The following is a 24,026-nucleotide window of genomic DNA, read 5'->3' as shown; positions in this document are numbered from 1 at the left end:
AAGGCCAGCTCGGGGAGTTGCATCGGTGTTTGCCGCTGTCATTATCGATTGCAGCGTCAGCAGTTGTCCTCGGCAATCAGCCCGGCGGCGCGGTAACCCAGCGCCATGGCCGGGGCGTTGGTGTTGCCGGAAATCAGGCCCGGCATGGCGGAGCAGTCCGCCACTCGCAAGCCCTGCACACCGCGCACCCGCAGACGACTGTCGAGCACAGCATCCTCGTCGCCACCCATGCGGCAACTGCCGGTTGCGTGCAGTCCGCAGGTCGACAGGCGCCGGAACGCGTCCAGCAACTGTGCGTCGGTCTGGTACTGAGCGCCCGGCACCAGTTCCTGTTCGATGTGCTGGCTGAGCGCCGGCTGGGCGGCGAATTCACGCATATAGCGCACCGTGGCAATGGCCTTTTCCCGGTCGTCGGGGTGACTGAGCCAGTTGGGCTCGATCACCGCCGGCTGGTCCGGGTCTGCACTGGTGATGCGCATCTCGGTTTCACTCTTTAAATCCAGCAGCTGGCCGTAGATCGACAGGCCCGGCTCAGGATCGATGTCCGAAAGCGGTACCGGGTGGTTGTCATCGGTCAACTTGAACACATAGCCGGACAGGTACATCTGCAGGTTGGGCGCGATGGCATCCTCGCTCAAACGGGCAAACGCACCGACTTCAAACGGCCCCAGGGTCAGGGCACCACTGCCAAACAGCTGGTACTGCAGCACACTTTTCAGCAGCCCCAGGCCCATAAAATTCTTCTGGTTGCCGAGACCGTCCTCCTTCAAGCGATAGGACATGGCAAACGCCAGGTGCTCGAGCATCTTGCGGCCCACATCGGGGCTGTGGTGCAGCAGTGGGACACCCGCTGCGGCCAGCACGTCCGCCGGCCCCACGCCGGACAATTGCAGCAGCCGGGGGCTCTCCATCGCCCCGGCAGAGAGAATAATTTCCCGCCGGCAGGAAAACACTTGCGTCTCACCCGCGACATCCACTTCCACCCCGGTGGCTCGATTACCTTGAAAGACGATACGTCGCACATTGGCGTGCGTGATCACCGTCAGGTTCGCGCGCTGCCGTGCCGGATCGAGAAACGCTTTGGCACCACTCACCCGCCGGCCGTTGCGAATATTGTGGCTGTAGAGGCCGATACGATCGGCGTGGCTATCGTTGAGGTCCGCGACCCGCTGCAACCCCATGGCCTCGCCGGCGCATAACATGTCCTCCACCAGTGGGTAGCGAAACGGGCCGGGACTGACGGTGACCGGACCGCCGACACCGCGGTTTTCTGCCGCGCCGAGCTGGTGATCTTCAATCGCTTTGAGGGCGCGGTTCATGCTCTGCCAGTTCCAGCCCTCACAGCCCATGGCCTCCCAGGCGTCGTAATCCGTAGCCTGACCGCGCGACCAGATCATGCCGTTGATGGCGGAAGAACCACCCAGCCCCTTGCCGCGAATCCACACCTCACCGTGATCTTCACCCGCCACGCGCGACTGTGCGATCTGGTAGGCCCAGAGGTATTCGGGTTTGTTCACCAGTTTGGCGATACCCTTGGGCATCTGCACCAGAATTGAACGGTTGCTGCCGCCCGCTTCCAGCAGCAATACCGATTTCGAGGGGTCTTGCGACAGAGTACCGGCCAGGGCGCAGCCCGCTGACCCGGCGCCAACCACGATGTAGTCGTAATCCATAATCGATTTCCGATTGCCTGCAATTTTACCTAAAGAAAAAGGCAGGTACCCGCCCGCCTTCAGTGTGCGAACAAGTCAACCGGGTGGCACCCACCCGGCGACGGTCAGTTATTGTTTGCGCCCTGCTCGATCCACAGGCGAAAGTTGTCCAGGTCTTTCTGGGGTAACGGGCCCTGGTGAAATGGCATGCGTACACCGTTGCCGCCGACGTCGAGGTGGGTACCCAGGAGCTTGTGCAGCAGGTAGCTGTTGTCCGGGTCGCCGGGGGCGATGCGCTTCATGGCCACATCCACGGCATCGACCTCGACAATAAAGTCATACGCCTTGCCCGGCACCAGTGCCATCTTGCCGGGTTCATCGCCGGTGATATGACAGGCGGCACAGCGACGCTTGAGAATCGGCATCAGATCGCTCTGGAATGACACCTGGGGTGCCTGGCTGGCATCATCCGCGGCACTGGCGAGCAAAGCACCAGGCGCCCCCACAGCGACCAGGGCCAGCATGCCGATGACGGGAAAGAGTCTTTGTTTCATCATGGAATCACCCGTTTTCATCAGGATTTCAGCGCATGCTTCGCGGCAATATAACCGAAGGTCATGGCCGGGCCGATGGTGCCACCCGCGCCCACGTAGGCATTGCGCGTCGGTGCGGCGATACAGTTACCGGCGCCATACAGGCCGGGGATCGGCTGGTAGTCGTTGTTCACCACCTGGGCATTGGCATCGGTCATGGGCCCGCCGTTGGTGTCCAGCACGCCCGGCCCCAGAATGATCGCGTAGTAGGGCCCCTTGCGGGTAAAGGGGTGCAGGGTGATATTGGGGTACTCGTTTTCCTTGTGCTGCTCATTGAACTTGAACCTGCCCCACACCAGGTGCCAGGCGCGATCGTAGGCGTGGTCGCCACGCTGGAAGTCCAGATCCTTGCCCTTGCGGGAAAAGCCGTTGAAGCGCTCGACCGTGTCTTCGAGATTCTCACCAAAGGTCTCTGACAGGCTGAAACCATCAACCCGCGGTCCCAGCTGCTGCAAGCGCGCCTGAATGTTGTTGCCCAGCTCTTTCAGGGTGTTGCCCGAAATCACATAGCTTTCCGAAGGGCGCACCGGCGGCATGCCGTTTTCCTCGCCGATGATTGCGGCGGTGCGAGCATCGTAGATCATCATCAACAGGTGATTGGGGAACTCACCGGAGGTCGGTTCAAAATTGTTGTGAATGCGCGACCGGTCATTGTAGTTGCGATGCTCGTTCACCACCCGCTTGCCGTACTTGTTGACCAGAATCATGGAGTCACCGGGCGGTACGAACATGCCACTGCCCACTGCACGATTTTCCAGAGCCTGCTCCAGCACCACCTGCATGCGCCAGGCGCCCTGCAGATTGGCCAGTTTGGCGCCGGCCTTTTCCGAGATGCCGATAAAATCGCCCTCGGCGCTCTGCTGGGCGCAGGAACCGTAGGCAAACATATCCTGGTGGGCGTTGATCAGGTCGACATTGTGGGCGTAGCCACCGGTGCCGAAGATCACGCCTTTTCTGGCGCGGAAATTTTTCACGACCGCGCCGGCTTCCACTTTGACGCCGACAACCGCGCCGTCTTCCATCAGCAGCTCTTTGACGGCGTGACCTGTCAATACCGGCACGTCGCGACCGGTCAACCAGTTTTCCATCTGCTCGATCATGCCGTAGCCCCAGCAGTACTCACCGCTGGTGTCGATCGCCGCCAGCGGACGGCCAGTGGGTGTCTTGTTCTCCGGGACGTGATCCAGGTAATCGGGTGCCGGAATATCAAGCGACCACATGCGCCACTCCTTGACCCGGGTGGCGCCCACCGAGCGAATAAAGTCGACCATGTCGGAGCCGTTGTCGTAGAAGGCGGCGAGGCGATCGTAATCAAATTTGGGCACGCCGAAATACTCTGCATTGGCCGAGTACAGGTTGGGGAATGCATAGCGACACATATAGCGAATACAATCGTCACGCTCATCCTTGATGCCGCGGGCTTTCAGGCCGTAGTGATTGGGAATCCAGAAAACGGCACCGGACTTGGCCGTGGTACCGCCGGTCACCGGGGCTTTCTCCAGCACCAGCACACTGGCACCCGCTTCGCGCGCTGTTACCGCCGCGGTCATTGCCGCCGCACCACTGCCAACGCAGATAATATCCACTTCGGCATCCCAGCGCAGTCCCTGCGCCGATGCCGGGGATGCCCCCAGGCCGAGGCCGGCTGCCGCGCCCGCTGTTGTCAAACCCGCAAGCAGCTGGCGACGATTCAAACCCTTGTTCTTGTTATCCGACATGTAGACCTCCAGCGACCTGGTCGCATTGTTATTTACACAAACAATATTGTTTGTTTATATTTACAGGTGTTTAAATATTACATCTGTAACGTTAAAATATCAATAAGACAATTTAGATCCATTATTTTTTATATATTTCAATTAGTTACAGTATTTTTATAATATACGTGTGAAATATACTCGCCGCGTTTTATATGCTGGCATTGAGCAATATTGTTGCTGGCCGCACTGAAAGCACTTACAACCGACAGGCTTTAATAGAGGTACGCCGTACCCGCAATAGTCAATCATGATGAGCGCCGCCAGCAGGTGGCAAAAGTCGTTGCAAGGCTGGTAATGGACACCGGGTAACCGTCACAAACAATCAATTATGTTTGTTTTTTATTTAAACTACTGTATAGTCCTCCGCCAGTACCTGGCCAGATGCTGCGCCCACCCGGTTTAAGCGACGATCCAATGCCTCGGGGCCCAGTAAGTGCTCGAAGTTTATGGATCCCCGCCTACGCGGGGATGACGAGCTTTGTTGTAGTACCGCGCGGGGCGGGGATGACGAGCTTTGTTGTAGTACCGCGCGGGCATGACAAACAATGAGCTTCTGGACCGGCACCAGGACGGGTACTAATAAGCCTCACACCACCAGGTATGCTTGCTGGCCAATTTTATTGGCTGCTGGTTTTAACAATTGGTTTTAACAATAACACCACGGTGAATGCCCTATGCTGATTGCAGTCCCTAAAGAAACGCACCCCAACGAGCGTCGCGTTGCCATAACCCCGGAGTTTGCCAAAAAGCTGGTCCGCGCCGGTGCCAGGGTGGCTCTGGAAGCCGGTGCCGGTGCCGGCGCCGGCCACTCCGATGCCGACTACCTGACCGCCGGCGCTGAGATCAGCCAGGATTTTCCGGCGCTGCTGGCGAGCGCAGACATAGTCCCGCGGGTGCACAAGCCCAGCGCCGCCGATATCGATGCCTACAAGCGCGGCGCCATTTCCATCAGCTTTCTCGACCCCTTCAATGAGCGCGCGCTAATCGAAGCTATGGCCGGCAAGAACGTAATCGGCATCTCCATGGAGATGGTGCCGCGCACGACCCGCTCACAGAAAATGGACGCCCTCAGCTCCCAGGCCAACCTGGCCGGTTATGTCATGGTGCTGAAAGCCGCCACCGCGCTGGACCGGATTCTGCCCATGATGATGACCCCGGCCGGTACCCTGAAGCCCTCCAAGGTGTTTGTTATCGGCGCCGGCGTCGCCGGCCTGCAGGCCATCGCCACCGCCAAGCGCCTCGGCGCCAAGGTCACCGCCTTCGACACCCGCTCGGTAGTAGCCGAACAGGTGCAATCGGTGGGCGCCAAGTTCCTGCACATCGACCTCGGCGAGACCGGACAGACCAAGGACGGCTACGCCGTGCAACTGACCCCGGAGCAGCTGGAGAAGCAGAAAGAAGGGCAAAAGGCCGAGATCGCCGAATCTGACATCGTCATCACCACCGCCCAGCTATTTGGTCGCAAACCGCCGGTGATCGTCAGCGCCGATGCGGTGGCGGCCATGAAACCCGGCAGTGTGATTGTGGACATGGCGGCCGAGAGCGGCGGCAACGTCGAGGGCTCCAGGCCCGGCGAAGTGGTGGTTACCGAGGGCGGAGTCAAGATCATCGGCACCGGCAACTGGGCCAACGAGGTGCCCCGGGATGCCAGCCAGATGTATGCCGCCAATATCTTCAACCTGATCGACGAGTTCTGGGATGAAGACAACAAGCGCATGACGCTGGATCTCAACAACGACCTCAGTGGCTGTGTCATCACCAACGATGGCAAAGTCGTGAATGAAGTAATCCGCAAACACTACGGTATGCAGGAGTAAACCCCGATGGAAGTGTATATCTTTTTAACCTTTATCCTGATGCTGTCAGTGATACTGGGGTTCGAACTGATTCACAAGGTCCCCGCCACCTTGCACACGCCGCTGATGTCGGCCTCCAACGCCATTTCCGGGATCACCCTGATCGGCGCCATCGTGCTGGCCGGCAAAACCGCCGACCCGCAAATGGCGACCCTGCTGGGTGCCGCCGCAGTGGCTTTTGCCACCATCAACGTGGTCGGCGGTTACATGGTGACCGACCGCATGCTGGGCATGTTCAAGAAGAAAGGGGATAAGAAGTAATGGCTTTGTCATCATTGATCGGATTCAGTTACGTCGTTAGCGCGGCGCTGTTTATCATCGGCCTGAAGATGCTCGGTTCGCCGGCCACGGCCCGCCGCGGCAACACCCTGTCGGCCATCGGCATGCTGATCGCCGTGGTGGTTACCCTGCTCGACCAGGGCATTGTCGACTTCCGCTACATCGCCATCGCCGTCGCCATCGGCGCCGTTATCGGTGCTGTGGCCGCCCGTCGCGTCGCCATGACCTCCATGCCGGAGATGGTGGCCCTGTTCAACGGCTTTGGCGGTATCGCCAGTTTGCTGGTGGGCTGGGCGGCCATTGCCCCGGACGCCGGCGGTATCGTGCTGACCACCATTTTCCTCTCCATCCTGATCGGTGGCGTGACCTTTACCGGCAGCCTGGTGGCCTACGGCAAGCTCAGTGAGATCATGCCCGGCAAGCCGCTGATGTTCAAAGGCCAGGCCGTGGTCAACAGCGCGGTGATCATCGCCATCTTCGTCGCCGGCTACCTGTTTGTGCAGCAGCCGGAGAACCTCAGCTACCTGTACGCGGCCATCGCCCTGGCGGTAGTGTTTGGCGTGCTGGTGGTCATCCCCATCGGCGGCGCCGACATGCCGGTGGTGATCTCCCTGCTCAACAGCTACTCCGGCCTGGCCGCCTGTGCCGCCGGTTTCGCCATCAACAACAACCTGCTGATCGTGGCCGGTTCGCTGGTGGGCGCCTCGGGTATCATCCTCACCAACATCATGTGCAAGGCCATGAACCGCTCCCTGAGCAACGTGCTCTTCTCCGGTTTCAGCAAGGTCAAGTCCATGGACATGAAGATCGAAGGCGAGGTCAAGCCGATCACCGCCGACGACGCCTTCTACGTACTGGAAGCGGCCAGCACCGTGGCCATCATCCCCGGCTACGGCATGGCGGTGGCCCAGGCCCAGCACGCAGTGAAAGAACTGCAGGAACTACTGGAAGAGAACGGCGCCGAAGTGATCTATGGTATTCACCCGGTGGCGGGTCGCATGCCCGGCCACATGAACGTGCTGCTGGCCGAGGCGGATGTATCCTACGACCTGCTGCTGGAGATGGATGACATCAACCCGCGCATGGAGACGGTCGACGTGGCCATCGTTATCGGTGCCAACGACGTGGTCAACCCGGCCGCCCGGGAGATGGAGGGCAGCCCCATCTACGGCATGCCGGTGATCAACGTCGACAAGGCGCGCACCGTGTTTGTCCTGAAGCGCTCCATGGCCTCGGGCTTTGCCGGCATCGACAACCCGCTGTTCTTTAAAGAGAACACGCGCATGGTGTTCGGCGACGCCAAGGAAACCCTGAGTCACCTGATTCGGGAATTTAGCTAAGCCTGACGTCTGGGCTGGCGCCCGGCCAGCCACAAACGCCGGGACAATTTACGTACCGCTGGCAGACTTCCGGCGTAAGGATTAAACTAGCCCTGACAACAAAACAGTTTTGCTTGTTTTGTTGTCAGGGCATCACCCAAACTGAACAATAACAGAGGTAAGCTATGGCTTTTTCCGGACCAATCGAAGATCGACTCGCAATTCGTGAGCTCATGGACATATACGCTGACGCGGTAAACCAGCGCGACGCCACACGTTGGGGCTCGACCTGGGCGGAGGACTCCAACTGGAAATTGCCGGTGATACCCGGTATGGAGAATGTCTCCGGCAAGACGAATATTGTCAATGCCTGGAAAGCGGGGATGGAGCTGTTTCCTTTTATTTTCATGTCCATCTCCATCGGCGACATCCAGGTCGACGGCGATACAGCCACCGCTCGAGCTTACACCTCTGAAGTGGGCACCACCCAGGACGGCTCAGAAATCAGGCCCCGCGGCCAATACGATGACAAGCTGGTCAAAGTTGACGGCCAGTGGCTGTTTAAAGAGCGTATCTTTCACTCACTGCACGGCGAATAATTCGCTGCCAGCAGTTAACGAAAAACGGCCGCCAATGGCGGCCGTTTTTCGTGGTGGCAACAGACCAGACTGTCAGCCACCCATCATTTCTTCACCCGTGGGGATTCGGCACAGGGTCTGGCCGCCGGAAATATCCACCACCTGCCCGGTAATAAACGCTTCCTCCGACGCCAACCACAGAGCGGCATTGGCGATATCCTCTACCCTGGGCAAACGTCCCAGCGGCACTTCGCGCAAGAAGGCCTGTTCAATAGTCGGCACTTCCAGGTAACCCGCCGTCATGCCCGATGGGGTAAACCCCGGTGCGATGGCGTTGACCCGAATGTTTTGCGGGCCGTATTCCACCGCTGCAATGCGCACAATCTGGTCAGCGCCTTTCTTGGTACCCGCGTATGCCGCCAGCCCGGGCGGCGCCAGAATTGCCGTCTGGGATGAGGTAGTAATTACCGAGCCGCCTTCACGCATGCGCGCGGCCATATGCTTGATAAAAAGCGCAGTACCGATCAGGTGCACATCGCACGCCTGCTGCAGCATATCCCGGGTAATATCGGCGATAGGTGAAGCCGAGTCCAAACCGGCAAAGTTTATCGCCGCATCCAGCCGGCCATACTCCTGTATGGCACGGTCGGCCAGATTGGCCAGGTCTTCCTCCCGGCAAATATCGCAGGCTACGGCGACAGCACCGACACTTTTGGCCACTTCCGCCACCTTTTCCACTCGCCGTGCGGCCAGCACCAGTTGCGCGCCCTCAGCCTGGCAGCGGCGCGCTGTAGCGGCGCCCATACTGCGCTCATCAGAAGCGCCCAGAATAATGACCACCTTGCCTTGCATACGACCTGAACCTTGCGTACTTGCTGACCCGTGAGTGCTTCCTGACCCTTGCGTAATTCCTGACCCTTGCGTAATTCCTGACATAGCCGTTCCTCCGCGTTAACGCGCTTACAGTTATATTTATGCACCGCAACAACCCGAGCCGGGAGGAAATCCCCCATCCGCTGCTGCGACATTAGCGCTCGATTCTGGCACAAGCCCATTTAATTAACAAACAATATTGATGGTTTTTAAAATAGAGAGTATGCTGGCTACAGAATAATTTGAATGGGACAGCAAAATGACAACCCTCGAACAGCGCATACAATCCATTGAAGATCGCCAGGCCTTGCAGGAGGTCATCACCAATTACCTGGTGGCTGTGGATGATCTTGCCAGTGTCGAGGCTGTACTCGACTGCTTTACCGAGGATGCGGTATTTGACATGACCGGCATCAACTATCCAAGCTTCTCCGGCCTGCCTGCCCTGCGTGAATTTTTCACCGGCGTATTTGCCAGCATGTCACATCACGCCCACTACGCCACTAACTTCAAGATCGACTCGCTGCAACAGGACAGCGCTGCCGCTCGCACTCACGTAATCGGCATGGGTGTGACCAACGAAGGCGACGAGGTACTTTTTTACCTGCAATACCACCTTGGCTACCGGCGCAGCGGCGACCACTGGAAAATCAGTTCCTTCCGTGGCCAGTCCCTGATGCCACTGGACTGACAGCATGGCACTGGACTGAAAAAACACCAAAACCCTTCACCACCCAATTTCCCGCTCTTGGTCACAGGCTACCCTATGCGTATTCGATTTATAGTTGCTGTTTTCTGTTTTAGCCTGGCCTCCGGGCTCGCGTCAGTCCCCGCCTCCGCCGCACCCTCGAAGAGCGGCGCCGAGGTATACACCAGTATTTGTGCAAACTGCCACGAAGCCGGCGTGCCCAAAGCGCCCGCCAAGGGCATGCTGTCGTTTATGGCACCGGGGGCAATTTATCGCGCGCTGACGGAAGGCATTATGCAAGCCCAGGCTGCAGCTCTCAGTGAGCAGGAAAAAAAAGCCGTGGTTGAATATGTAACCGGCCGCCAGCTGGATCTCGCTGCCATCAACCTGAAGCCGCCCCGTTGTGAAAACCAGGCCGCCCGGTTTGACCGGAGCTCGCCGCCAGCGCTGCAGGGCTGGGGCTTCACCCCGGACAATCACCGCGAAATTCCCACTGCGGTCGCCGGCATCGATCGCGACAACGTCAGCACGCTGAAATTGAAGTGGGCATTTGCCTTCCCCGAAGCGGTGCGCGCCCGCTCCCATCCGGCAACGGCTGCCGGTGCAGTGTTTGTCGGCAGCCAGAGCGGTGCGGTCTACGCCTTGGATCGCAATAGCGGATGTGTACGCTGGCAATTCCAGGCCAGTGCCGAAGTCCGCACCGGCATTGTCATTGCACCGTGGGATAAAAATGACCCGCACGCCGACCCGCTGCTCTACTTCGGCGACTTTCTCGGCAACATTTACGCGGTAAAAGTGTTCAGCGGTGAACTGGCCTGGCGAGCCCGCCCCGAGCTGCACTCAAACAGCACCATTACCGCCGCCCCGACGCTGTTTGAAGGCCGCCTTTACGTATCGGTATCGTCACTGGAAGTGCTGTCTGCAATCGACCCGAATTACGCCTGCTGCAGCTTCCGTGGTTCGGTGGTGGCCTATGCAGCAGACAGCGGCAAGCAGCTGTGGAAGACCTACACCATCAGTGAAACGCCCTCGCCCCGCGCCAAAAACAGCGTCGGTGTCGCCCAGCTCGGTCCGTCCGGTGCACCCATCTGGAACACCCCCTCCATCGACGCCAAGCGGCGTACGCTCTATGTCGGCACTGGCGAGAACTACTCCTCACCGGCCAGTAAAACCAGCGATGCCATACTCGCCCTCAACCTGGATGACGGCAGCATCAAATGGACCTTCCAGGCCACCGCCAACGATGCCTGGAACGCCTCCTGCGTACTAGCCGACCCAGTCAACTGCCCGGTGGAAGATGGCCCGGATTTTGACTTCGGCGGCGCCACTATCCTCGCCACCCGCAGTAACGGCAAGGATTTGGTGCTCGCCGGCCAGAAGTCCGGCATGGTCTGGGCGCTGGACCCCGACGACGGCAGCCTGGTGTGGAACAACAAGGTGGGTCGCGGCGGCATTATCGGTGGCATCCACTTTGGCATGGCGGTATCCGGCAACCGGCTGATTGTGCCCATCTCGGATGCGGTGGCCGATTCCAGTCACCGGCTCAAATACAGCGGCGATGCCAGCCCGGGGGTCTTCGCCCTGGATATCGATAGCGGTGAATACCTGTGGAAGTGGCAGGCCGAGGATATCTGTGCCGGGCGTCCCTACTGCATGCCCGGCAACAGCGCGGTGCCCACCACCACCCCGGAACTGGCAATTGCCGGCAGTCTCGACGGCCATCTGCGCATCCACGACGCCGCCACCGGCAAAATTCTCTGGCAATACAATACCGCCCGCGATTACCCGCAAACGGTATCCGGCATTGCGGGCACAGGCGGCGCCCTGGAGGGCGGCTCAGCCGCGCTGCTGGACGCTGGCATGCTGTTTATCAATTCCGGCTATATGTTCAATGAGCATATGCCCGGCAATATGTTTCTGGTATTCGAAGTCGAGAAACCCTGAGCGGCAACTGTCGCCAGCGCCACTGCCAGCGGCGCTGATTCACCCTGCCAAATTCAGCCCTCTGCCCCAAATAAAACAAACAGATTGATATGTTTTTATTGACAGCGCAGTCATTCTTAACAATAATTCACACTACGCCCATAACCCATTAGCACAATAAAGCGGGAGTCAACACCACATGAAAACAAAACTATTACTACGATCAGCCCTCTGCGCAGCGGTATCCGCGGCAGTAGCCCTGCCGGCTTACTCACTGCAGCTCGAAGAAGTTACAGTTACCGCCCGCAAGAAAGAAGAAAGCATTCAGGACGTTCCGGTCGCGGTAACCGCCATTACCGGCATGGACCTGGAGCAGGCGTTTACCCTGGACACCACCGGCCTGCAGGCATTCGCACCCAACGTGGTTTTCGACACCATAGAAATGGGTACCCCGGGTGGCGGTGGTTTCTCCATTCGCGGCATCAGCTATCAGGACGTCGACAAGGGTTTCGACCCCACCGTACTGGTGTCCGTCGATGACGTTCCCCTGGCCACCGGTACTGGCCAGGTGTTCGACATGATCGACATCGAGCGCATTGAAGTGCTGCGCGGCCCCCAGGGCACACTGTTTGGCAAGAACGTGGTCGGCGGCCTGATTAATATTCACCGCGTCAAGCCGCAACTCGATGAAACCAGCGGCAAAGTGCGCGCCCGCTACGGCGAGTATGAAAAAGTCCAGGGCGACTTTCTCTACAACTACGGCGAAGAGAACTGGGCCATCAAGGTCACTGGCGGTGTTTCGGAGCAGGGTAAGGGTTACGTCGATAACACCGAAGGTGGCGACCTCTGGTATCGCGATACACAACGTTTTGGCGCTCACCTCTTGTGGCAGCCAAACGATATAATTACCGCGGAAGTGATGTACGACTACAGCAACCTGGAGGGTGACCCGGGTACGGTCTTCAACGTATCCTCAGCCGCCGACACCTTCTGTAATGTGGGTTCTTTCTACGGCGTCGCCGACCAGGGTTGCAGCCCGGTTGGCGGTGAGTCCAGCACCGGTAGCCGCGACCGGGGCTCACTCGACGGAGAGCAGTGGAATGAACTGGAAAAGCATCAGTTTACCGCACGCCTGACCGCCAATGTCACCGACGACCACACCCTGACCTACGTCGGCAGCCTGATGAAGTCCGAAGATGACCAGTCACTTGACGGTGATGGCCAGGCACTGCCCATTTACCACTTCCGGCGCTGGGGAGACTTCGACCAGTTTACCCACGAGTTGCGCCTGAGTCGCGACACCGGCTCCAACCTGACCTGGCAAGTGGGTATTTTCAGCGCCTATGCTGAGGGCACCAACAACCAGGCCACGCGCGTGCTTTTCCCGCCCAGATCCGGAGAGTTTGGTCGCACCACCTCTGATTCCTACTCGGCATTCGGCGAAGCCGACCTGGCACTGCTGGATGACAAACTGGTGCTGACCGCAGGCCTGCGCTACATTCACGAGACCAAGAAATTGGCCCGCGCCGCCTGGGCCAATATCGATGACCCGTCGACAATCAACCTGGGGCCAAACGCCGGTGGCAGCACCTCCAACTCCAAAAATATCTATCGTCTCGGCGCACGCTATCATTTTACCGATGACGTTATGATGTACTTTACCACCTCCACCGGTTTCCGCAGCGGCGGTTTGTCGCCCAGGGCACTGGATCCCGAGTATCTGTCACAGGGATATAAGCCTGAAGAACTGACCAACTATGAAATTGGCCTGCGCACAACCCTGTTTGATGGCTCGCTGAACTTTAACCTGACCGCGTTCCAGATGGACTATGAGGATATGCAAGTGGAGCTGGCAATTCCCGCCACTATTGCGCCATTTACGCAAAACTTCGTGGTTAATGCCGGCCAGGCCAGCATCCAGGGCCTTGAGCTGGATTTCAACTGGCTGATCAACGACTGGTGGCGCCTGTCCGGTAACGTGGGCACCCTCGACTCCGAGTACGACGAGCTGTTCGTAAACCTCTATGGCATCAGCCCGTCCACTGGCCTGCCCTACTCAACCCGGGATGAGTCCGGCCTTGAGCTCCGGCGCTCGCCTGAGTTGAGCTACGGCCTGGCGTCGACCATGAACTGGGAAGTGGGCGGTGGCAGCCTGACCTGGCGCCTCTCTTACAGCTGGACCGATGAGTATGAAGCGACTACCACCAATTATCCGGGCTCTGGCGTAGAAGAAACCGGCATGGTCGACTCTTCCCTGTCGTTTGCGCTGGAGCAGTGGCAGTTTTCGCTGTTCGGCCGCAACCTGACCGACGACGACAGCTGGACCCACAACTATGTGGTCAATGGCACGCGCCTGGATGTGGAAGGTGACAGCGCCCTGTGGCGTTTCGCCCAGCGTCGCCCGCCAAGAGAAATTGGTATGGAAGTGCTGTACAAGTTCTAGTTGCAAGGGCGCTTAACGGCGCCCTCACCTGGATATTCTTTAAACCCGGACCCAGTCCGGGTTTTTTTATGTACAGAAAGTACCGAATGCCGCGTGAGCACAGGGATGTGCGTAGCGGCGACGTACGACCCACAAGGATGTAGGGAGTGCCGCAAATTGTCTGGAAAAAATGCGGCCAGGATCTACGGGTCAATGGCAGTCAGGCGGCACCAAAAAAAAGGCGGCGCCGCTGTAATTTTATCGCGGAGCCGCCCAATGTGACTGGCTATGCTGGCACCGGGCCAGTTATTAACCCGGCCCGGTTAACCTGCAAGACGCTTTCAATCCTTGCTCATATAATCGTTTAGCACCTCATGAAAACGCTGCACTCGCCGCTCCTGGTGCGCCAGATAGAATGGCTGGTAACCGGCAGAGGCGAGACCTTCCTGTTGCATTTTGGCGATACTCAAATCCTCATCGGCGGTGGTGCCGAGTGATTTTTCACCGTAGACAATCACCTCATGCTCGCCATCCTCGATCGGCAAGTCAGGGCCGCCGGCAGGCGACGGAGTATGAGTTATGCCCTCGATTTCGGGTACCATCCACCAGTGGTCAAACAGGCAGCGGGCAGGATCGCCCGACGGGTGTGGGCGCGGGCGCAACAGTTGAACACCGTCCGGCCCCACAGTAATGACACTGTTCGGGAAAATGTTGTAGATAATGTAATCAGTGAATTGATAATCCGCATAGCCCTCGTAATGCAGGTAACCTTTTTCAATGCCTTTTTCGCGCTTGGCCTGCTGCAGTGCCTTGCGAATCTTGGGATGATTTTCCCTGCCGTGATAGTCCTCGGGGTCCAGGTCCCACTGGCGCATGATGGCCGCCAGATGCTCGGCCACTTCGTCACCGTCCTGCAATATGGAAGGGTTGTGGGAGGGAAACCAGCCGCGATTGTGCCCCTCGGCCAGGGTATCAAATTGACAGTTCTTGTAATTGGCCTCGATATAAGGAATCAGCCCCGGGTGCAATACCTGAACATGATACGCCTCATTGAAATTATCCGTGATAATTTTCCAGTTACAGGGGCTGTCGGCAGTCATGTTCATGACCCGCACCATATTCTCCATATGATACGAGCCGAGCTCGCGCACGATCTGCTCCCCCAGGAACTCTTCCAGGGAGGCACAATCGTTGTCCATATTTATCCAGATCAAGCCAAACAGTTCGCGACACTGGATCTCTTTCAGGCGTTTTTTGCCACAGGGGCTACCCTGGGCATAATCTTCTTCATTGGGCACGAATATGGTTTCGCCGGAGGTACTAAACTGCCAACCATGGTAAGGGCAGGTAAACTTCTCCGCATAACCCTCTTCCACAGCGGCAAAGCGTGTACCACGATGGGGACAGGAATTGTAGAACGCCCTGATTTCGCCGTCCGCGCCGCGCACACAAACGATTGACTCATGCGCCAGGTCGACAGTGATGTATTCACCCTCCTCCTTCACATGGTACGCCATACCCGCCAGGTTCCAGGTGCGCATCCAGACTTTTTTCCACTCTTCACGGGCATAATCGGCGGAAGTATATCGCTCGGCACTGATCAAATCCTGGCGTAACTCCGCCTCATCGAGTTTGACCGGACGATCCAGGTCACTGGCTAATATGTACTGATTCATGCAGGAACTCCTCGGTTCGCTAATTATCTAGTTTTTACAAATACAGCTTTTGAACGATTGACTAACTAATTTCACAAGCCAGTTTATACCCGATTTCAGCATAAAAAACAATCTGTTTTGCCTTTTTAACTAATGATGGCGCCCGCGCCCGCGTCGCGGGCTGGCATTGATTACGAGGCAAAATATTGTCGATCAAGCCCGGAACAGGCATCGGCAATAAAAAAGGGAGGGGGAAAAAGGGGACGGAGGGATTATTTTTTAACCAGTCTAACCTGCCTCAAGCTCTCCTGCCGGGGTTAGACTGCTCTAGAACTGGGTTGCACAACGTCAAACCGCTTCCACCTCAGCGCAACCGCACGCCCAGGCAAATCAAGAGCTGGTCAAATTTTAATCCCTCCGTCCCCATTTTCGCATTTTCGCTCCTCCCGACGACGCTGCCAGTCATCCCGCCAGGCTTGCAGCTCTGCGGCCGGCATAGGCCGGCCGATAAAATACCCTTGCGCCAGCTCGCAACCGTGGTCACGCAACCAACTCCAGTCGGCCAGGTCCTCCACCCCCTCGGCCACAGTCAGCATATTCAGCTGCCGCGCCATATTTATGCTCCCCGCCGCTATCGCCGCCAGCACCGGGTCGGCGGCAGCACCATGAACAAAACCGCGATCAATCTTAAGCTCACCAAACGGCAGGTCGCGCAGCTGGGCCAGTGATGAGTGACCGGTGCCGAAATCATCAATGGATAACCCGACCCGCTTCAATCCGAGCCGGGTGAGAACCTCCAGGCAGGCGCGTCGATTGACCAGCAAACGGGACTCGGTCACCTCCAGGGTCAAGCTGGACATAGGAACAGCATGCAGGCTCATCAACTCAATGATGTACTCCGGCAAATCCAGCGTCAGCAAATCCTCCATTGAAATGTTCACCGCGACACCGCACTGCAACCCTGCGGCGCGCCACTGGCTGGCATCTGCCACCGCTTGCGCGAGCACCACTTTGGTCAGTTCGTTAATCAAACCGTGCTCTTCGGCGACCCCGATAAACTGGTCTGGAAACACCAGCCCATCGACGGGGTGGCGCCAGCGCACCAGGGTTTCAACCCCAAGCAATTCGCCATCGGCCATACGCACTTTTGGCTGATAGAAATTCACCAATTCACTCTGTTCAATCGCGCGCTGTATTTCGGCTACAGCATAGGAAAACGAGGCCCGCCTCTGCTGTACCTTCTGCAGCTGCTGCCAATCGTGCAACAGTGCCGCCAGTCTGGTTGGCTGACAGGGCTTGGACAACCCTCCCAGGGCTTTCAGGTTATGTGCCGTCGCCAGCTTGATAGCTGATTCCAGAATACGTGAATTCTCCCCACTGACCAGTATCAGCCCCCCGTCATAGCGCATATCGGCCAGCTGGCGCATCAGTTCAACACCGTCAATGTCGGGCATGTTGAGATCCAGGATCACCAGCTCCACCTGGTCAACTTGCTCCTGCAACATATTCAAGGCACCTTCGCCCGTATTGCATGTGACCACCTGCTCCTGCTTCCGTCCGAGGTTATACAGTTGCTGCGCCAGCAGCCGTAACTGCAAACGGTCGTCATCCACTACTACGGTTTTTTTCATAGGCTATCCACGCGCTCGATCGCAACCAAAACCGTCGCTACCTCCTGCTCAAACTGATAAAACAAAACGCGCACCGCGCGAGCATCTCCCACCCCGGCAGCCTGTTCCAAAGATTCACTGCACTGGGCCAGCGCCAGTGCGCCAACCGAGCGCGCAGAGGATTTCAATCGATGAGTCGTATTGACCACTGCGCTAAAGTCCCCTTCCGCCACCGACACCCGCAGTTTTTTCGCGGCCTCCTGTGCCGCCCGGCTAAATTCGGTGAGAAACTCCCGGTTGAGGGAGGGATTGTCCCCGACCAAATCTTTTAACACCTGCACATCCAGCACCGCCAACACGGCACTGCCCTCTGCCACCGATAGCAATGAGTCTGCATCCGAGTCATCAACTTGCGAGGCCAGTTTCGGCAACCACTTTTTCAAGGTGGCGCTGAGCTTAACCAGGGTGGTGGGCTTTGACAGATAATCGTCCATGCCCGCGGCCTGGCAGTGGTCCACCTCACCTTTTAATGCGTTGGCGGTGAGCGCAATGATGGGTATATGTGCGGCCCCCTGCTCCTCGGCACGAATACTCCTCGCCAGCTCGAAACCATCCGCCTCGGGCATATGCAAATCGCTCAACAGCAGCGCGTGCCCACCCTTGCGCCAGGCCGCCAGTGCCTGCTGGCCATCCTCATAGATATCGGCCGCCAGCCCCAGCAGTGCCAATTGCCGACGGATCACCTTTTGGTTGATCTCGTTATCTTCCGCCACCAGGATCAGGCGCCCCTCGGCCACCGCCGTGTCCCGGTCCGGCGGTAAAAAAGCCTCGCTAAGCAGGCCGGAGCCCATAACAGGTTGCACCGCTATGCCACGCCCCGTCGCCATCGCAACCGCCTGCAGGAATGCCGCTTCACTCATGGCATCCACGTCCAGCTCCACCACGCCCGACGACAGCAGGCGCGGCGTGCGACGCAGGCCCACCCCGATAGACACCAGCGCCGGTGCGGTAGCTGGCCGCTGCTGCGCGTACCACTCTTGCAACAAGTGACTGTCGGCGGCAATCACCAACACCCCTGCCGTTTCACCTCGCTCGAGTTGCACCTGCAACTGCTGCCTGGCCGTTTCTTCCTGGTCATAATGACTGACTTCGGCACCGGCAAAGCGTAAATACGTACACCAGTCCTGCAGCAGCTCGCCATCGTTGTTGTGCAACACGCAAACCAGCCCCTGCAGATCTACACTGGCCGGCTCGGGCTCGGCGCTGGCTTCTGTCAGGGGCAATAACACGGTAAACCGGGTACCCACTCCCGGCTTGCTATCCACCTCAATACTGCCGTCCAGGGCGTCGACCAAACGCCGACAGATGGCCAGCCCCAACCCGGTACCGCCGTAGTGGCGGGTAGTGGCCGCCTCAGCTTGCTCAAATGGCTGGAACAAACGCGCCTGCATGGCGGCGTCCATGCCAATGCCGTTGTCCGCCACCACCAGTCGCACAACGTCGACCCCGGCCAGCTCTGCCCGCACCATAACGCGGCCGGCAACACGCTTACCGGCGGAGAACTTGATGCTGTTGGAGATCAGGTTATTGAGAATCTGACGCAAGCGAATACTGTCGCTGAGAATCCACGCCGGTAGCCGCGGGTCGGTGAAGACAAGCAAGCACACACCTTTATTGACCGCCAGCGATGCCAGCCCGTGACTGGTAGACTCCAGCACTTTGCGCAGTGACATTTGCTCCTGCTCCAGCACCATCTTGCCGGCCTCGATCTTGGAGAAGTCCAGCACGTCATCAATCACCGTGAGCAAACTGTAGGCCGAATCGGTGATGGTTTGCACCAACTCTACCTGGTGTGGCTTCAGGCTGGAGCGCGCCAGCAGATCGACACTGCCGACCACGCCGTTCATGGGGGTGCGGATCTCGTGACTCATGGCGGCGAGAAAGTCCGACTTGGCCCGGTTGGCACGCTCCGCCGCGTCCTTGGCCGCTCGCAATTCGCTCGTACTCTGCTCCACCCGTTGCGCCAGGCTGGCGCGCTCCGCGGTGATCTGCTGATTGGCAGCCTGCAGCTTCTCCGAAGCCTGCTGCAGTTCGGCCAGGTACTCCTGGGTTTCAGTCACGTCGCGAGAAATGGCGATCAGGCGGCCGCCGCTTTTTGGCAACTTCACGTACTGCAGATGCAACTCCAGGGTTATGCTACTGCCGTCCGGGCGCTGGTAGGCGCCGGTAAGATGGCGGCTGCCGTCGGACAGGGAAGCGACAAGCTCACTGTAACTTTGCGCGCCAAAAGCCGACAAAACCCCAGCCGCGGATCTATCCTGCAACTCCTGCCGTGACCAGCCGGTTTGCTTAATCACGCCTTCGTTGATATAGGTAAACTGACCGGTATCCGGATCCACAATCAAGGCACCGTCCTCAATGGCGTCCAGTACCGCCAGGGTTTCCCGCATCCCCTGTATCGCCTTGACCCGCTTGCTGATATCAGCCATAACCAGCACCGCCCCGTAGCGCTCGCCGTTTTCATCTAAAATCGGCGCACTGTTGGCGAAGACGTATTTTTTCTGGCCCTGTATATCGGTGAAGTTCAGCTCCATGTTCTCTATCGTTTCGCCGTGGATTAGCGAGCGGCGAAACGGCAGCGCGTCGGGACTTATCAACTCGTCACTATCGTTTGCTTGAACCGAGAAAAGAGCCACGGTATCCCAAGCCTGCAGAGTGGTAAGGCCGGGGCCAAACCACTCCCGCGCCACCCTGTTACCGAGCGTAATACGCCCCTCCTGATCGCAAGCGACAACAGCTTCCGCCAAATTTTCCAGCAGCAACTGGTTAAACCTTTGCGTATGTTCCAACTCGGCAGTGCGCTTCTCGACCCGGTGCTCCAGCTCGACATTGAGCTCACGCAACTGACATTCTTTTTGATAAAGCTCCCGCTCGGTACGCTTGCGGTCGCTGATGTCCTGGCTGGCCCCGCACACCCTGGTCACTCGACCCGCGCTATCACGAAACACCCGAGCCCGGCTGGCGATATGGAGAATTCCGCCGTCAGCCCGCACGATGCGGTATTCGAGCGGCGCATCATCGCTACTTGCACCTCCGTCAAACCTGGCCGTCAGTGCTCGCTGCACCCGCTGCTGGTCCTGCGGATGACAAAAACGCTGCAGATAATCAGCCGCCGACATCTGGTAACCGCCTTCGCGCTCGGCGCTGGTGCCCAAATACTGATAGATCCGGTCATTAAGCGTGTAGATGCCGGTATAGGGGTCCACCTCCCAGGACACCAGATCGGCCAGCTCCATGGCCACTTGTGCCATATCTTGCGTGGCCAACAACCGACCTTCGGCTATATCTTTTGCCCGCAGTTGCTTTTCCAGTTCAGCGGTGCCTTGCTGCACCAGACTCGCGACCTCGCGCTGCCGGTTGAACGCGCTGAGCGCAGCACCTACCACCAGCAGCGCCAAAAACAGTTCGAACAACAAAAAGTGAAGACCCGCTTCACTGGCCGAGGCAAGTGCTTCCGCAGGCGCCAGCTGCAGGTGCCAGTGACGCCCGGCGAAATCAATATATTCTTCGCGCAAACTCTGGTTCGACGATTGGGGAAAGGAATCGAATAACAACTGCTCCGTCGCACCCGGCGTCACGTCCCGCAAGCGCACTACTACGCCCTTCTTTTCCGCCAGCCGGGTTAGAGGCAACAATAGCCCATGCAGATCCACCCCCATGACCACGAAGCCGCGCAAACTCGCCAGCCGGGACGGGTAATCATCCGCCAAAGTGATATCCCGCTCGAAGACCGGCAGGTAGATATGCAGGCCCAGGCTTCCTGTGGCAAACAGGGCAATGGGGTCGGTAGAAACCGGGCCATTCAGTGCGACGCTCTTTTCCATCGCTATCTTGCACGCCCCACACCCTCCCAGGTCCAACCCATGCAAGGGCTGCTGCACCTGTTCAGCAGACACGATCCTGATAGGGTAATACTCTGTGGTCGCGTCGACATGCGACTTCTGACCATCCCCATCAATACGGAATATTTCGCCGTATTGTGCTTCATAGGTCGCACGTTCAGAACTGTCTACTTTCGGGGCCCAAGCCAGGGCGCTAACACCCGGCTGCTGCACGATATAGAAGACAAAATCCTCAAATTTTCTCTGGTTCACCTGTACATTGACGAACAAGTAACGCTCCAGCCCCCGCAGGGTATGGCTGCTGTCTTTAATGCCAAACAGTCCTGTTTGGTAGACCTGGTCGATACGGTCCAGCGCCTCGCTCAGGGCCTTGCCCTGGTGCTTTACAGTAAACACATAGGCGCCGACGCCCAGCCCCAGTATCGTCGCGCCCAGCAGCGTCAACGTAACCCGTCGAAACATCTTGTCTCTTAGTTGTTTTGCCCCGACCAGGATCACAAATGCCGGGCCAAACAGCACCACTCCCAGGGTGTCTGCCAGCCACCAGAAAATAAAATCCGCCGTGTTACCGGCATCGGTCAGCCCGGTTAGTGCCAACGCTGCAGCGCCCAAAGTCAGGACCAGCAAGCAGGTCACGGGCCCGACCATAAGCAGCCACAACCACAAGCGGGAATTGCTCGAAAAACAAAATACGCCCCCCTGGAAAGAACGCTTGCTCATCCAGGCTGCGGCAAGCCCTTGCAGCGTCAACACCGTTGCCATAAACCAGGGTAGCCAGGCTGGTGCGCTGGCGCTAAAGGCGCCAAGCGATACATGGCCAACAAAGACCCCGACCCAAACCACAGGCCAGTAGTGCGCGCCCCACAGGATCAACAGCGCCCAGGCGTAACCGGCCGCAGGCCAGAACGGCAAGTCGACACCTGCGCCAAGCTCGACCCAATAACTTAGCCACGGCAAGAGTGCGCAGGCAAAGGCGGCCAGTATGCCCCGCCACAGGTGTTGTGGCGGATTAGCGGGTGAAGCGTTCATTTTGGTAATACTCAGGGTTTATGTTCGACAACTCCAGTTTTCGCCCCTGCCCCGCATAGACACAGGGGCGACTGGCGTCGACTGCTAGCGGGGTTAATAGGAAACAATACGAGTATTCAGGCCAGGCAGCTACAAGCTAGTAACTGCCGACGCTCGACATGACTGATTTAATTTTTTTCAACACAACCTCGCGGTCAAACGGCTTGGCGATAAAGTCCTGCGCACCGGCCTGCCGACTTTGCACCACGATTTCTTTCTGTCGATGTCCGGTGACCATGATCACCGGGATAGCCGCAAGCCCCGGCGTCGCTTTTAGCCGGCGCGTGGTTTCAATACCATTGATATCGGGCAAGTTGACATCCATCAGAATCAAGTCAGGGCGACGTCGGTGAATGGCTGCAAAGGCCTCATAACTGTTGCTGGCAAACACCAGCTCCATTGGCTCTGTGATCAACAGCTGCTGTAACAGCCGGTGCTGCAGGGGGTCATCCTCAACCAACAGGACCTGCGCGCGTACTTTCTCAGCCAGGGCTTGCATGCCGCGCAGCCCCTGCAATTTGGGGGTCAAGTTGCGCCTGGCATCACCCACCCAGCCCCGCAGTGGCCCCATTGTAGCGGCAGCGGTCTGCAGGCGGGGCTGCATAGTCTCGGCGCTAAAGCGATCGAGCTTTTCCCGCAAACGGCTAATCACTGCCTCCAGAGCCAGTTGACTGGGATCACTACTGGCGTCGATAGAACGCTCCAGACCAACTGCCGCTGGCAGCTGTGCCAACTCCTGGCCAATATCGTCCGTCAATTGCTTCAAGGCGTCGTCGGCCCGAGTAATATGCTCTTCCCCCTCCGCCAGGGTGTCGTCCAACATAGCCCCCAAACCATCGATTTCCCGCGCCTGGGCGGCAAACTCCCGCACTGTTGGGCCACCAGCGGTGGCATAGGAAACTTGCTGCAGGGCTCGATACACTTCCATGGACAGGCGGGTAGCGTCGTAACCCAGCGGCCAGAACAGGATGTAGTTGGTAAAATGCCCCTTGCGACATAACGCGTACACATCCTTGAGTTCATCTTTATTACACAGCACCAGGGTCTTATGCAGTTGCGCGTGGGCCTGGGGACTGGAGCGGTACAGCCCCCGATAGTAGCCTTGCGCCTTTGCCAGTGAGGTAAACGCAAGCACCAATACGGCGGGTTTCTGCCGCTCGAAGTCCTCCACCGCTTTTTCCGCCTTGGTGGATATGGTGATGCGTGCAAAATCACCATCCAGCATCTCAAACACCAGCCTGGCATCGTGCACATCTTCGGCGGCAATCAGAATGTTTTCAGAGTCAGTCATGGGGGCCCATAGTTGTAGAATCCTTTACTTGGGCGAGATTCGCTTGCGACCTGATGATTATCCCGCCTGCCCGACTGCATACAAGACAACATGGTAGCTTTTTACCATCAATTATCCGCGAAGTCTTCAGCATTTTACATGCGCAAAATACATAAAGCACTTCACTGCATTAAAAAGCACATCAATATTCGGAAATATTATCGAAAAAACCTGAAAAGACGCATTTTCTTCTAACAAACGGTGGTTGCCACCAGGTTTATTTGGATGCCAAAAACCATCAAATATACAAGGTTATTGCCTGTGGGCGCAGCCAACTGACAGCTGCCTTCCGGACCCTGCACACCCAACAAAAAGATTAACCACCAGGCGCAGTGCGACATTGCCGAAGAGAACGTAGCTATTGGAGAATAGAAGGTACGAGGCGGCGTAAAACAACGAAATAAGACAGGGCCAATTTTGGTAGTGATAGCGCACAAATTGCTATCGGGTCGGGCCGACCGCCGTAACTTAGCCCGCCGCAGGCGCCCACAGAAGAAGGGATTGGAGCTGAGCGCCCG

At 58.0% G+C, this 24,026-nt stretch carries 15 protein-coding genes; 7 read left to right on the top strand and 8 right to left on the bottom strand.

The genetic code is table 11. The features are described from left to right. Positions 1-56: 56 nt before the first annotated feature. The 3 genes from G8764_RS17945 to G8764_RS17935 form a co-directional block, all read right to left on the bottom strand. On the bottom strand, positions 57-1,673 hold the full coding sequence (locus tag G8764_RS17945) for a GMC family oxidoreductase (protein ID WP_166166190.1): 1,617 nt from the start codon (positions 1,671-1,673) through the stop codon (positions 57-59). Positions 1,674-1,777: 104 nt separating this feature from the next. After that, complete coding sequence (locus G8764_RS17940; protein WP_207951955.1) at positions 1,778-2,209, bottom strand: hypothetical protein; 432 nt, start codon at positions 2,207-2,209, stop codon at positions 1,778-1,780. 17 nt (positions 2,210-2,226) lie between these two features. Beyond that, complete coding sequence (locus tag G8764_RS17935) at positions 2,227-3,963, bottom strand: FAD-dependent oxidoreductase (RefSeq protein ID WP_166166188.1); 1,737 nt, start codon at positions 3,961-3,963, stop codon at positions 2,227-2,229. A gap of 716 nt (positions 3,964-4,679) precedes the next feature. On the opposite strand from G8764_RS17935, the gene G8764_RS17930 reads away from it, so the two are divergent. The 4 genes from G8764_RS17930 to G8764_RS17915 all read left to right on the top strand — a co-directional run bounded on the left by G8764_RS17930 (position 4,680) and on the right by G8764_RS17915 (position 8,058). After that, positions 4,680-5,822, top strand: coding sequence for an NAD(P) transhydrogenase subunit alpha (locus tag G8764_RS17930; protein ID WP_166166186.1), 1,143 nt, complete (start codon positions 4,680-4,682; stop codon positions 5,820-5,822). A gap of 6 nt (positions 5,823-5,828) precedes the next feature. Then, positions 5,829-6,122 carry an NAD(P) transhydrogenase subunit alpha part 2 gene (locus G8764_RS17925; RefSeq protein ID WP_166166184.1) on the top strand — a complete coding sequence of 98 codons (294 nt, stop codon included), beginning with the start codon at positions 5,829-5,831 and terminating at the stop codon, positions 6,120-6,122. Continuing rightward, on the top strand, positions 6,122-7,480 hold the full coding sequence (locus G8764_RS17920; RefSeq protein WP_166166182.1) for an NAD(P)(+) transhydrogenase (Re/Si-specific) subunit beta: 1,359 nt from the start codon (positions 6,122-6,124) through the stop codon (positions 7,478-7,480). Before G8764_RS17925 ends, G8764_RS17920 begins: the two co-directional genes overlap by 1 nt. Before the next feature lie 164 nt (positions 7,481-7,644). Beyond that, positions 7,645-8,058, top strand: coding sequence for a nuclear transport factor 2 family protein (locus G8764_RS17915; RefSeq protein ID WP_166166180.1), 414 nt, complete (start codon positions 7,645-7,647; stop codon positions 8,056-8,058). A 72-nt stretch (positions 8,059-8,130) separates the two neighbouring features. On the opposite strand, the gene G8764_RS17910 is transcribed toward G8764_RS17915, so the two are convergent. After that, positions 8,131-8,889, bottom strand: coding sequence for an SDR family NAD(P)-dependent oxidoreductase (locus tag G8764_RS17910; RefSeq protein ID WP_243748884.1), 759 nt, complete (start codon positions 8,887-8,889; stop codon positions 8,131-8,133). Positions 8,890-9,169: 280 nt separating this feature from the next. Here G8764_RS17910 and G8764_RS17905 point away from each other — a divergent pair, with 280 nt between their 5' ends. From G8764_RS17905 to G8764_RS17895, 3 genes are all read left to right on the top strand, one after another. Continuing rightward, positions 9,170-9,601, top strand: coding sequence for a nuclear transport factor 2 family protein (locus tag G8764_RS17905; RefSeq protein ID WP_166166176.1), 432 nt, complete (start codon positions 9,170-9,172; stop codon positions 9,599-9,601). 75 nt (positions 9,602-9,676) lie between these two features. Beyond that, entirely contained in the window at positions 9,677-11,542 is a 1,866-nt protein-coding gene (locus G8764_RS17900) for an outer membrane protein assembly factor BamB family protein (RefSeq protein WP_166166174.1), read from the top strand. A 178-nt stretch (positions 11,543-11,720) separates the two neighbouring features. Next, positions 11,721-13,964, top strand: coding sequence for a TonB-dependent receptor (locus G8764_RS17895; RefSeq protein ID WP_166166172.1), 2,244 nt, complete (start codon positions 11,721-11,723; stop codon positions 13,962-13,964). Positions 13,965-14,284: 320 nt separating this feature from the next. On the opposite strand, the gene G8764_RS17890 is transcribed toward G8764_RS17895, so the two are convergent. The 4 genes from G8764_RS17890 to G8764_RS17875 form a co-directional block, all read right to left on the bottom strand. Then, positions 14,285-15,619, bottom strand: a complete 1,335-nt coding sequence (locus G8764_RS17890; protein ID WP_207951954.1) for an aromatic ring-hydroxylating oxygenase subunit alpha — start codon at positions 15,617-15,619, stop codon at positions 14,285-14,287. Between the two features lie 380 nt (positions 15,620-15,999). Next, entirely contained in the window at positions 16,000-17,229 is a 1,230-nt protein-coding gene (locus G8764_RS17885) for an EAL domain-containing response regulator (protein ID WP_166166170.1), read from the bottom strand. Beyond that, positions 17,226-22,139 (bottom strand): ATP-binding protein, encoded by a 4,914-nt coding sequence (locus G8764_RS17880; protein WP_166166168.1) that lies wholly within the window; start codon positions 22,137-22,139, stop codon positions 17,226-17,228. Before G8764_RS17880 ends, G8764_RS17885 begins: the two co-directional genes overlap by 4 nt. Before the next feature lie 136 nt (positions 22,140-22,275). Next, positions 22,276-23,469 carry a response regulator gene (locus G8764_RS17875; RefSeq protein ID WP_166166166.1) on the bottom strand — a complete coding sequence of 398 codons (1,194 nt, stop codon included), beginning with the start codon at positions 23,467-23,469 and terminating at the stop codon, positions 22,276-22,278. Positions 23,470-24,026: the final 557 nt, after the last annotated feature.

This window comes from Pseudomaricurvus alcaniphilus (assembly GCF_011440395.1).
Classification (GTDB): domain Bacteria; phylum Pseudomonadota; class Gammaproteobacteria; order Pseudomonadales; family Cellvibrionaceae; genus Pseudomaricurvus; species Pseudomaricurvus alcaniphilus.
This window is presented reverse-complemented; position numbering and strand designations above follow the sequence as displayed.